Source organism: Caecibacter sp. AF58-12pH5A, from assembly GCF_027681725.1.
GTDB classification, from domain to species: Bacteria; Bacillota; Negativicutes; order Veillonellales; family Megasphaeraceae; genus Megasphaera; species Megasphaera hominis.
The window spans coordinates 10564-23461 of record NZ_JAQDBC010000018.1; the positions used below are offsets into that span (position 1 = coordinate 10564).

The window sequence follows — 12898 nt, forward strand, 5'->3', positions numbered from 1 at the left end:
CACGATTATTTTTATATTTTTATTGATTTTATGTCATACTACCTTTATAATAGTATTCAATCTCTATACCAGGTATCTTTTTACTATATACCTGCAGAGACATATTTTATACGAGGGGGAATCGGTATGTATAAAAAACTTCGTGACCTGCCGGCACCACAAGGCTTGTATGATCCGGCGTACGAACATGATGCCTGCGGCATAGGGTTTGTCGTAAATATCAAGGGGAAAAAATCGTATGATATCCTCGACCAGGCACTGACCATTCTGGAAAACCTGAAACACCGCGGGGCCGAGGGGGCCGATGCAAAAAGCGGTGACGGTGCCGGTATTTTAGTCCAAATCCCGCACCAGTTCTTTTGCCGCGAATGCGAAGTATTAGGTTTTTCTTTGCCCGCAGCAGGAGACTACGGCGTAGGCATGATTTTCGCCCACCGGTATGAAACATTCCGCAAACAGCAAATGGCCGAGTTTGAAGCCATCGTCCGCAGTGAAGGCCTGTCCGTCCTGGGCTGGCGCGACGTACCTGTCGACGAAAGCCTGATCGGCAGTATTGCCAAGACGACGCGGCCTCACTTTCTGCAGGTCTTTATCAGCCGCTCTGATGCCCTGACGACACAAATGGACTTTGAACGCAAGCTTTACATCATCCGCAAGCTGGCAGAAAAGAAAATCGTCCCGGCCAGTCAGGAAAAGGGCTCTGATTTCTATATTGCCAGCCTCTCTTCCCGGACTATCGTCTATAAGGGCATGCTGACCTCCGTCCAGCTGCGGCACTTTTATCTTGATCTTTCCGACCTCGATTTTACGACAGCCATGGCCCTCGTCCATTCCCGTTTCAGTACGAATACCTTCCCCAGCTGGGCCCGGGCCCATCCGAACCGGTACATCGTCCACAACGGGGAAATCAACACCATTCAAGGCAATATCAATTGGCTCAATGCCCGGGAAAGCAAGTCCCAGTCGGCACTGTATCCCGATCTGGCCAAGGTATTCCCCGTCATCGACGACAGCGGCAGTGACTCGGCCATGTTCGATAATTGCCTGGAATACCTGTGCATGACCGGCCATTCCTTGCCCCATGCCATGATGATGATGATTCCGGAGCCCTGGGAGAAAGACCCGCTCATGAGCGAAGAAAAGCGTGATTTCTACCGCTACCACAACTTCATGATCGAACCCTGGGACGGTCCGGCTGCTATCGGCTTCTGCGATGGTACACTCATCGGCGGCATGCTCGACCGTAACGGCCTGCGGCCTGGCCGCTATTATGTCACCAGCGACGACCGGGTCATTGCCAGCTCCGAAGTCGGCGCCCTGACCATCGATCCGGAAAAGGTCCTGTATAAAGGCCGTTTGCAGCCGGGAAAAATGCTGCTCGTCGACACAGAACAGCAGCGCCTCATCGATGACGAAGAAATTAAACACCACGTCGCTACAGAACGTCCCTATGGCGAATGGTATGCCCGTCACGTCGTGGACCTCGATTCCCTCATGCCGCCACAGCACGTCTTTGGCAGTACAGACCTCATTCCCTATGACCAGCAGGAACAGGAACGCGTCTTTGGCTATACCCAGGAAGACATGGACAAGATTATCCTGCCCATGGCCCGCGACGGCAAACAGCCCATCGATTCCATGGGTATGGATATTGCCCTGCCTATCCTTTCCGACCGTCCACAGCTTTTATACGACTATTTCCAGGAAAACTTCGCCCAAGTAACGAACCCGCCCATTGACGGCGTGCGCGAAAACATCGTCATGAGTTCCATCGTCATGGCCGGCAACGTAGCCAACATTATGGACCCGGACGATAAAGATACAGCAGCGCTCTACCTGAAACGGCCTATTTTGACCAATGAAGAAACAGCCGTCATCAAATCACTCATGAATGAAAAGCTGCGTTCTTCTGTCATTTCCATGCTCTATCCCGTCAGCGGTGGCACAGAAGCCATGGAAACAGCCATTGAATCGCTCTGCATCGATGCCCTTAAAGCCATCCGCAGCGGGGCTAATATTCTCGTTCTTTCCGACAGGGGCACGAACTCCCGCATGGCCGCCATTCCGGCCCTGCTGGCAACGGCAGCCCTGCACCATTTTCTCATCCGCCAAACCGTCCGTTCTGACGTAGGCCTCATTCTGGAATCGGGCGAACCGCGGGAAATCCATCATTTCTGTACCCTCCTGGGCTACGGCATTACGGCCATCAACCCGTACGTCGCCTTAGAATCGATTAAAGAACTGATTGCCAAGCGGAAACTGGGTGCGATAGATTACGAAACGGCCCGGGAAAATTACCTCCAGGCTTCGGTCAACGGGATTCTGGCCGTCATGTCCAAAATGGGCATTTCTACCGTACACAGCTACCACGGCGCCCAGATTTTTGAAGCCGTCGGCATTGGCCGTGAGCTGATTCAAAAGTATTTCGTCAATACGCCCAGCCCGATTGGCGGCATTGGCCTGAAAGAAGTAGCCGAAGAAAATGCCCGCCGTCACGCAGCAGCCTTTAACGGCAAAGACGGCCTGCCCCGGGGCGACGTCTATCAATACCGGAAAAACGGCCAGCAGCACATCATTTCTCCGGAAGCTGTCGAGCTCTTGCAAAAAGCCTGCCGGACCAATGACTACGAGCTGTACCGCCAGTATGCCGAGCTCGTCAATACGTCCTCCGTGTACCGTTTGCGGGACCTCCTGGAATTCGTCTACCCTGCCGGCCGCAGTATACCCATTGAAGAAGTCGAAGCAGAAGACCGCATTGTCAAGCGTTTCCGTACAGGCGCTATGAGCTACGGTGCCCTCAGCAAGGAAGCCCACGAATGTGTGGCCCAGGCCATGAACCGTTTGGGCGGCCTGAGCAATACCGGCGAAGGCGGCGAAGATGCAGACCGCTTCGCGACAGATACAAACGACAAGATCAAGCAGGTTGCCTCTGCCCGTTTCGGCGTTACGAGCAATTACCTCATCCACGCCGACGAATTGCAAATCAAGTGTGCCCAAGGGGCCAAGCCGGGCGAAGGCGGCCACCTGCCAGGCAGCAAGGTCTATCCGGATATTGCCAAGACGCGTCATGCTACGACGGGCATTGCCCTTATTTCCCCGCCGCCCCATCACGACGTCTATTCCATCGAAGATCTGGCAGAACTGATTTTTGATTTGAAAAATGCCAACCGCAACGCCCGCATTGGCGTAAAACTGGCCAGTGGTGCCGGCATCGGTACGATTGCCGCCGGCGTCGTAAAGGCCAAGGCCGATACGCTGACGATCAGCGGCTACGACGGCGGTACCGGCGCCTCGCCGCGTACGAGTCTGCGCCATACAGGCCTGCCCTGGGAAATCGGTCTGGCCGAAGTCCAGCAGACACTGCTCCTCAACCAGCTCCGCGACCGCGTACGCATTGAAGCCGACGGCAAGCTGCTGACCGGCCGGGATGTGGCCATTGCCGCCCTCTTTGGCGCCGAGCTCTTCGGCTTTGGCACAGCACCGCTCCTGACCATCGGCTGCCATATGCTGCGCGTATGCCATCTCAACACGTGCCCCTACGGCGTCTGCACACAGGATGAAAAGCTGCGGAAAAACTTCAAAGGCAAACCGGAGTACATCATCAATTTCATGCACTTCATCGCCCGTGATCTGCGGGAAATCATGGCCCGCCTGGGCTTCCATACGATTGATGAAATGGTAGGCCGCTACGATCTCCTGCGGCAAAAGGATACGGCCCCCAACGCGAAGGCCGCTACAGTCAGCCTGGACCACCTGCTCTACAGGCCCTATACAGATGTACACATTGGCCACCATTTTACGACCGGCCAGGATCATGAGCTCTCAAAGACCCTGGATATGTCGAAGCTCGTCCGCATGTGCCGGCCGGCCTTAGCAGCACAAAAGCATGTCCGCGCCCGCTTGCGCATCTGCAATACAGACCGCGTTACGGGCACCCTCTTAGGCAGTGAAATCACCCACCGCTACGGGGAAAAGGGCCTGGCTGAAGATACGATTAAGCTCTGCTTCGTCGGTTCGGCCGGCCAGAGCTTTGGTGCCTTCATTCCTCAGGGACTGACCCTTGAACTCGAAGGCGACGCCAACGATTATCTCGGCAAAGGCCTTTCCGGCGGCAAGCTCATCGTCCATCCGCCTTTGGAATCAGCCTTCCCGGCAGAAGATAATATCATTATCGGCAACGTAGCCTTCTACGGTGCTACGAGTGGGGAAGCCTACATTAACGGCATGGCCGGCGAACGCTTCTGTATCCGTAACAGCGGCATGGAAGCCGTCGTCGAAGGCGTAGGCAACCACGGCTGCGAATACATGACAGGCGGCAAGGTGCTCGTCCTGGGCAGTACGGGCCGCAACTTTGCTGCCGGCATGTCCGGTGGTGTCGCCTATGTATACGATCTGGAACCGGCCAACTGTAACCAGGACCTGGTCCGGCTGGAGCCCTTGAGCAACGACGCAGAAGCCGCTGCCATTCAGGAACTACTTAGCCGCCATGTCCGGTATACGGGCAGCGAGCTGGGCCGCCGTCTCCTGGAAAACTGGGAAGATACGCAAAGCCGTATTACCCGCATCATCCCCGAAGCCTATGAAGAAATGCTGCACCTGATCGAACAGGCCAAGGCCGAAGGTCATAGCGACGCCGAAGCCCATGCCATGGCGTTCCATATCAAACACGGCAAAAAATAAGCCTCTTTTCTATCCCCGTCTGTGCTGCAGGCGGGGATTATTTATGCCGTCCGTATGATGCCTGCCAAAAATATAGTATAATAGAGCTAGAACGACCTAACCTGTACAGACCGAAAGGAGACTTTCTATGTTCATTGACGATGCTGAAGGATTAGTTTTCCGGCCACCTAGTGAAGCGTACAGTTTCATTCTGCGCGCCACCATTGGCTGCTCTCACAATACATGCACCTTCTGTCCCATGTATAAAGAATCGCGCTTCCGCGTGCGGCCGCTGGACGAAATCGACGGGATTATCGAACGGGGTGCTGCGGTCTATCCGCATATCCGCCGTCTCTTTATTGCCGACGGCGACGCCCTGGTCTTACGGACGGACCAATTGCTGCATATCATCGAAAAATGCTACGCGTCCTTCCCGGCCCTGACGCGGATTGGCGCCTATGCGACGCCGGCCGATTTGAACCGCAAGACGCCGGAGGAACTAAAAGCCCTCCACGACGCCGGCCTGGCCATTCTTTACATGGGGATCGAAAGCGGCGATGATGCCGTCCTGACCCACGTAAACAAAGGCACTACGGCTGCCGCAACAATTACAGCCGGCCAGAAGGCCTTGGCAGCAGGCTTTAAATTATCCGCCATGATTCTCCTCGGCCTGGGCGGCCAGGAACGGACCCACGAACACGCACTGCATACAGCAGACGTCGTATCGGCCATCAACCCGACCATGCTCAGTGCCCTGTCCCTCATTATTCCGCCTACAGTGCCCCTGTACGAGGATGTGCAAAAGGGCACCTTTACACCGCTCACAGCCAAGGGCTTTATTCGTGAACTGCGGGAACTCCTGGCACACACGGAAATGACCCGCCCCTGTATTTTCCGCAGTAACCACGTGTCCAACCTCGCGCCCGTCGGCGGCAATCTGCCACAGGACAAGGAAAGGATGGTACAAGCCTTGGACCTCATGCTGCCCCACATGGACGATACGACGCCCTTGCTGGGTAATATACACAACTTTTAACGCAGAGCAGGAAGTACGTCCCGCCCTGTCCGAAAGGGAGATGGTTCTCTGTGAAAAAAATACTGCTCTTGTTCGTTTCCCTGGTTATCCTGGCCAGCACGGCCTTTGCGGCGGACAGCACGCCTGTCATGTTCGACCAGGAACGGACCGTCGTCGTCGTCCAGACCACGCAGGAAGGCTATCCTGTCCATTACATGCAATACCGGCTGGGCCAGCCCTTCCGCATTCCCTACTGGAACCGCATAGACGCGGCAGAACGACTGGCACCGGAAGCCATTACCGCTGCAGCCCTGAGCCAGCTGGCCCACGACTACAAGGCCGATCTCGTCGTCGTCCCGGTCGTACACACCTGGGTCTGGCAGCAGTCGGTCAACCGCTTTGGCTGGCACGATGACTACGAAATTTACACCTTATGCTGGTACGACCTGACCGTATATGCCTACAATGCGCAGGATGGTACACTGAAAAGCTACAGCTCTAAGGGCTCTGAAAAAGAACAAGCGTCCATTCTCAATGATCCGAACGATGTATTAAGCGAAGCCATGGATCAGATTATGGAAAAACTACCGTACAAACGCATTCCTGTCGAAGCAACAAAAGAAGCGGCGCCGTAAGGGCCGCTTTTTTTGTTGTCAGCCACTAATGGGCAGCGTGTCCTCTCCTTCCCCCGTAATGCCCGGATGGGTCATAGACCAGGGCGACAGGAAGTGCTCGATCTGTGCGTCTGTAAGAATATGATGTTCCCGCACGATATCCCGCACAGGCCGGTGGCTGTCATAGGCTTCCCGAGCCAGAAAGGCCGCCTTTTCATAGCCAATATGGGGCAACAGGGCCGTAATGACGCCGACACTGTGATCTACCCAGTACTGGCACTGACTGTCATTGGCTTCCAGTCCTTTGAGCAAATGCGTCACAAAGGCCCGGATGGCATTGGTCAGACATTCGAGGGAGCGAAACAGATTATATGCCATGACCGGTTCCATGACATTCAGTTCAAACTGCCCGTTTTCCACGGCCAGCGTAATCGCCAGGTCGTTCCCAATGACCTGATAACAGGCCTGATCGAGGACTTCTGCCATAACCGGGTTGATTTTCCCGGGCATAATCGACGAGCCGGGCTGCCGGGCCGGCAGCTTCAGTTCATTCAGGCCGCAGCGCGGCCCCGACGCCATGAGGCGTATATCGTTAGCCATTTTGATTAGGACCAGAGCGACACATTTCATGGCCGAGGAAACATCGGCAAAGCTGTCTGTATTGCTCGTCATGTCCATGAGGTTGCTCGCCGTTCTAAAGGGTTCACCTGTCCGGGCAGCCAGCTCTTCGGCTACGCTGCGGATATAATCCGGTTCCGCATTAAGCCCTGTCCCTACGGCCGTCCCGCCCAGGTTGATCAGGTGCAGGCCTGAGAGAGACCGTTCTATCCGTTCGCGGCCCCGGTGTACAGCCGACGCATAGGCTCCCATTTCCTGCCCCAGCGTGACCGGTACGGCGTCTTGCAAATGAGTCCGTCCCATTTTGAGGACGTCTTTAAAGGCATCTTCCTTAGCCAAAAGCTCCAATTCCAGCTCTTGCAGGACACGGCTGAGCTTGCGGCCCTTCATGAGCAGGCAGACTTTCATGCTCGTTGGGAATACGTCATTCGTAGATTGTGCCATATTGGCATGGTTGTTAGGCGAAATAAGGTCGTACCGCCCCTTGGGCTGGCCCAAAATTTCCAAAGCCCGGTTGCACAGGACTTCGTTCATATTCATGTTGACCGACGTCCCTGCACCGCCCTGAATGGGATCGACAGGAAACTGATCGAGCCACTCGCCGGAAACGATTTCATCGGCTGCCTGCAGCAGGGCCTGGCCAATCTTTTTCGGCATTCTGCCGCTTTTCATATTGGCCATGGCCGCCGCCTGTTTTACCAGCGCCATCGAACGAATGAAATCACCATCGAGACGATTGCCGGTAATATGGAAGTTTTCTATAGCCCGTACGGTCTGTACGCCATAATATACATCATCCGGCACAGGTACTTCCCCTAAAAAATCATGTTCCTTTCTCATCATCAATTCCCCCTATTGTACAGTTATTTATCATATATCTGCTGCCTGACGAATCCCCTCCGCTCAGGCAGGCCAGCACCCCTCGTTTTATAGCACACGCAAAAGGCGCTATTGGATACCCCTATCCAACAGCGCCTTTGCCGTGCGATCTATAAAACTTGTGTATATAATACAGTCTCGTTCTGCCTTTGTCAAGACCCGATCCGTCTCCTATTCCTACCGCTAAGGTTATGATTTACACGCATTTCTATATGAATTATAATGAATATAACAGCAAGGATCGATTTTTTTCTGTAAAGGAGCGGATCATTATGGAATTAGAAGTTATGTGGGAAAAGATGATTGACTGTTTAAAGAAAGAGGTAAAACCGGCGACAGGCTGTACGGAGCCGATATCCCTTGCCTATGCAGCAGCCGTAGCAGCCAGTAAGCTTGGCTGCCCGGTAGAACGGATTGAAGCAAGAGTATCGGCGAACATGATGAAAAACGGCATGGCCGTCATCGTCCCCGGCACGGAAACACCAGGTCTCTACATTGCCGCCGCCGTGGGCGCCTTAGGCGGCGACCCGGAAGGCGGCCTGCAGGTGCTGAAAAAACTGCCACCTAATGCCGTACGCCAAGGCAAAAAGATGGTAGCCGACAACCTGGTCAGCGTCGATATTGCCGACGTACCGAACGTGCTCTACTCAGAAGCCAAGGTCTTTGGCAGCAGTCACAGCGTCTGCGTCTCCATTGCAGACGACCATACCAACATCGTACGTATCGAAAAAGACGGCCACGTCATCTTTGAAGCACCGCCGGTGGCCCAGGACGAAATAGCGCCGGAACAGCTTTTCCTCAATAATCTGACCTTAAAGGACATTTATCAGTTTGCTACAGAATGTCCCTTAGACAAAATCTCCTTTATAGAAGAAGCCGCCGTCCTCAACGAAGAATTAACCCGCGTCGGCTTATCGGAAAAATACGGCCACTGTGTAGGCTATACCATGAAGGCAGAAATGCAAACAGGCTTTTTGAGCAACGCCCTGCAGGATCAGGTCATCATGGAAGCCGCAGCCGCCTCAGACGCCCGTATGGGCGGTGCACCCTTGCCGGCCATGACCAATTCCGGCTCCGGTAACCAGGGTATCGCTGCGACCATACCGGTCGTCGTAACCGCCAGGAGGATACAGGCCAGCAAGGAACGGCTCATCCGTGCCCTGACCTTAGCGCACATGACCTCCATCTACATCCATAGCTTCCTGCCCCGCCTCTCCGCGCTCTGTGCGACCGGTACAGCCGCCATGGGCGCCGCTACCGGTATGGTCTGGCTCTTAGGTGGCAAGCTAAAAGACGTAGAAGATACGATTTCCAACATGACCGGCGACCATATCGGCATGGTTTGCGATGGTGCCGGCAACAGCTGTACCTTGAAGGTAGCCACGGCCTGCGATGCCGCCTGCCGTGCCGTCATGCTCGCCCTGCACAATATCCGGGTCACCGGCAGTGAAGGCCTGGTCAGCAACAGCGCCGATGAATCGATCCGCAATATCGGTGCCCTCGCCCGCGACGGCATGCAGCAGACTGATGAAGAAATCTTACATATTATGCTGAACAAAAATAAAGTCAAAGCCTGACATGTTCCGCAGCAAAAAAGGCCTGTGCAGCAGCACGGGCCTTCTTTCTATGTCAGAGCTCACATTTCATATAGATGACGTTGGGCATAGGGTTGTCATAGTAGGCATCCGTTTCGTGAAAGCCGGCTGCCTCATACATGCGAATAGCACTTTGCATGGTGTCCGTAAACGAATCGAGCACCATTTCACGATAGCCGTCGGCCCGGGCCTGCTCCATGATAGCCGCTACCAGTTTTTGGCCGGCTCCTCTATGGCGCCACGCGGGCCGCACGTAGAGACGCTTCATTTCACAGGACCGCCCGTCCCGCCGGTGATAGGCCACACAGCCGGCCAGCGTACCGTCCCCACAGACGGCAGCCAGCAGGCGGCCGTAGGGATAGACATAATGCGTGTCTAAATGGTCCAGCTCCTCAGACAGGTTCTGAAAGCCCAAATCCATGTGCAGAGAATCTGTATACTCGATGATCAGTTTCTTTATCTCAGCTAACCGCTCCGTACCAGCAATAATTTTCATCAGCCTAACCTCCCCCGGCCTGCAGGCCTGTCTTAACCGGCCAAAATCTTGCCCTGTTCGATTTCAACCATGTGAATCGTATCCGTTTCACCGGCCAGCAGCTGCTGTACAGACGCGGCCAGGTCACGCGTTTCTTTCGAGCATGTAAAGAGAAAAATCTGTTCTGTCTTCCCTAAATCGGCGAGAAAACGCAAGGCCTCCTGCTGCCGCTGTTCATCAAAACGCACGAGAATATCATCGAGAATGATCGGCATCGGTTCTATCTGCCGTGAAAAGGCCATGGCCAGGCTGAGGCGGATAGCCAAATATACCTGGTCCGCCGTACCACTGCTCCATTGTTTTTCCGGAATGCGCCGGCCCGTGCCATCGACGGCAAAGAGCTGGCGGCCGTCAAAGCTGGCCTGCAAGGTATACCGGCCCTGGGTCATCAAATGGAGGTAATCACCGGCCTGACGAATGACCTGGGGCTGCCGCACCCGTTCATAATAGGCCTGGGCTTCACCCAGCATGTACTGGGCAAAGAGGCAGGTCAGCCATTCATCAGTCGCCGTATCGAGTACGGCCTTGCGGTTTTCCTTTTCCTGCAGGAGCCGGCTTGATTCTTCACTCTTTGCCATTTGGCTGAGCCGTTCGACAATACTGCCGCGTTTTTCTGCTACGTCGGCCAGTTTCTTTTCCGTATCGGCAATTTTTCGTTCGTAATACGTCTTTTCTTCCTGCCACGTGTGGACGTCGTGAATCTTCAGCTCGTGCCGCAGCTGGGCCAGATTTTTCGGCTGTTTGGCAATGAGCTTCAAGTGCGCTTCCGATTGTTCATATACTTCCTTGTATTGATGGAACTGACGGAATTTAAGCACTTTACTGCGGAATTCCCCTGCCGTTTGGGCGCCTGCTTCCTGGAGAATCTCCGTTTGCTGATGGAGACGGATTTCTTTATCCTTCCGCCACTTTTCCAGCTCCTGCTTCTGTTCTTCCTGCTGCCGGTCCTGTTCCCGCGCTACTTCTGCCTGGACGCGGATTGTTTGCCACTGCTGGTACATCGCTTCAATACCGTCCGGCGAGACGTCCTGCCGCAGGCCTACTTCGCGGAAGATCTGTTCTGTTTCATCCTGAACGTGGGCAATTTGCTGAAGCAGGGCATCCTTGCGGCTATGCCACTCCTGTAACGACCGGTGTGCCGTCTGATAGGCATCCCAGACTTCCTTGGCCTCCTGTACCTGCCCATAGTCCAGCTTGGTAAAGCCCGTTTCTGCCTGCCAGGCAGCCCAGGCCTTACGGCAGTTTTCCAGCTTTTCCTCCCAGCCCTGGCCGTCAGCTTCCCATTTCTGGTAAATGGCATCATACATGACCTGCTGTTCCTTGCTCCACGCGTCTTTTGTTTCCCGCGTTTTCCAGTCCATGTACTGCTTGCGCACGTGGTCCAGGCATTTAGTCCAGCGTTCGTTGTCGTCAGCGATGGAAATTTCCATGTGCTGGTCTTCTGCCATGGCTGCCAAGTGCGTCTGAATCCGGGCCAGCTGTCCTTCTAATTCTTCCATACGCCGTGGCCGGCGGTGGGCGTTAGCCCGTTGCTTGAGAAACGCAGCGCCAGCCAGAACCAGGCACACTGCCGCTGCGGCGCCGCCTATGGTCTGATCGAGATCATACTGGAAAATACCCGTAACCAGGCCGATGGCCGCGACGACAAAGAGCAGCCCCAAGGCAAAAAAGGCATGGCTCGTTTCTGCCGGTTCCTGGCGCAGCAGGGCCAGCATGTCTTGTACCTTTTCCCGTTCCGACAGGGATTCCTGAATGGAAACTACGGCTTTGCCCAATTCCTGCCATTCTTCCCGCGTCCGTTCCGGTACGCTGGGATCGGCCTCTGTCAGGGGCGCGCTAACATTTTTCGGTTTCGCTGCCTGCCACTTTTCTTCTTCCCTGATGCACGTAGCCAAATGCTGGGCCATGCTCAAGGGCCATGTCCATTCGACGTGCTCCGGCACGGTCGTTTCCGTCCACTGCTTGAGCTCCTGGGCGTATTTATTTTCGTCATACTGCCAGTCCATTTCCTTGGCTTCGTGCGTTTCCAGTTCGCTCAGCGCCTGCTGCCACTGTGGTACTTTATGATAGAGGGCGTCGATCTGGGGGCCGCAAATCACCCAGCGGTTCCATTCTGGCTTAAAGGCCGGTTCCTTGCGGATGGACGCTTCTATTTCCTTAATTTTTTCATCTACATCGCGCAGCTTATTTTCCAGGTCGCTCCAGCGCTGGGCTGCGTCGGCAGGAAATTGGGAGACCTCTGCCAGGTCCTGCATGTGCTTCATCGCTTCCTGGCCCCGTTTGTAGACATCCCACGCCGCCAGGGGCATGGCTACCTTTTCGATTTGCTGCTTCGTTTCTTCAATGCTCAGGCGCAGCCGTTTTTCTACGTCGTGGGTCTGCTTTTCCTTTTCCTGCAAATCGGCAAACTCGTCTTCATCATAGGACAGGTGGCTGATCTTGCGCTCAAATTCCCGCTGTTCCTGAAGGAGCATATTAATGGGCTTTTTGCCCTGCGGCGAGGCCACCAAGCGCTCGCCCATTTTCTGCGTAAAATCACGCCGCGTAAGGCCCATGCGCACGCCGCCTTCGATGCTGAAGAAGTGACTGCGCACGTCTTCATTCGAAAGGATCTTAAAGCCCTGCAGGTCTTCTAGTCCCATGGCAAAAATCTTGTCATACGTATTGTGATCGAGGCTGTGCCACCAGAGATCGGCTGGTTCCTCGTGGAGCGTTTCATCACCGTCGGTAATGTACGATTCCTTTTCATTGCGGTAAATGGTATATTCCTTCCCGTTTTCCCGGCGAATATCCATGTGTCCGAAATAGCCCTTCCACTCGCCGCGGGGATAGCCGAAAAACATGGAGCGCACATACTTCATGAGTGTCGTCTTGCCACTTTCATTCTGACCGTGCATGACGATCAGGCCCCGTTCCGGCGGCGTCCAGGATACGTTATGATAAATGCCAAAATCATCCAAATTCATGCGTATAATATTCATAC

7 protein-coding genes are annotated in these 12898 nt (G+C 54.6%); 4 read left to right on the forward strand and 3 right to left on the reverse strand.

From position 1 onward, the window contains the following. Positions 1-126: 126 nt before the first annotated feature. The 3 genes from gltB (at position 127) to PGX44_RS08685 (ending at position 6309) form a co-directional block, all read left to right on the forward strand. Positions 127-4680, forward strand: a complete 4554-nt coding sequence (gltB, locus tag PGX44_RS08675) for a glutamate synthase large subunit (RefSeq protein WP_498855062.1) — start codon at positions 127-129, stop codon at positions 4678-4680. Positions 4681-4807: 127 nt separating this feature from the next. Then, on the forward strand, positions 4808-5695 hold the full coding sequence (locus tag PGX44_RS08680; RefSeq protein WP_498855063.1) for a radical SAM protein: 888 nt from the start codon (positions 4808-4810) through the stop codon (positions 5693-5695). Positions 5696-5745: 50 nt separating this feature from the next. Continuing rightward, complete coding sequence (locus tag PGX44_RS08685; RefSeq protein WP_498855064.1) at positions 5746-6309, forward strand: hypothetical protein; 564 nt, start codon at positions 5746-5748, stop codon at positions 6307-6309. An 18-nt stretch (positions 6310-6327) separates the two neighbouring features. Here the strand turns inward: PGX44_RS08685 and PGX44_RS08690 are convergent, their stop codons facing one another. Further along, positions 6328-7746 (reverse strand): aspartate ammonia-lyase, encoded by a 1419-nt coding sequence (locus tag PGX44_RS08690; protein ID WP_498855093.1) that lies wholly within the window; start codon positions 7744-7746, stop codon positions 6328-6330. Between the two features lie 311 nt (positions 7747-8057). Between PGX44_RS08690 and PGX44_RS08695 the strand changes: the two genes are divergently transcribed. Then, complete coding sequence (locus tag PGX44_RS08695; RefSeq protein WP_498855065.1) at positions 8058-9362, forward strand: L-cysteine desulfidase family protein; 1305 nt, start codon at positions 8058-8060, stop codon at positions 9360-9362. A gap of 52 nt (positions 9363-9414) precedes the next feature. Here the strand turns inward: PGX44_RS08695 and PGX44_RS08700 are convergent, their stop codons facing one another. Both PGX44_RS08700 and PGX44_RS08705 read right to left on the reverse strand, forming a co-directional pair. After that, positions 9415-9876 (reverse strand): GNAT family N-acetyltransferase, encoded by a 462-nt coding sequence (locus tag PGX44_RS08700; RefSeq protein WP_498855066.1) that lies wholly within the window; start codon positions 9874-9876, stop codon positions 9415-9417. A gap of 32 nt (positions 9877-9908) precedes the next feature. Next, complete coding sequence (locus PGX44_RS08705) at positions 9909-12896, reverse strand: AAA family ATPase (protein ID WP_498855067.1); 2988 nt, start codon at positions 12894-12896, stop codon at positions 9909-9911. Positions 12897-12898 lie beyond the last annotated feature (2 nt).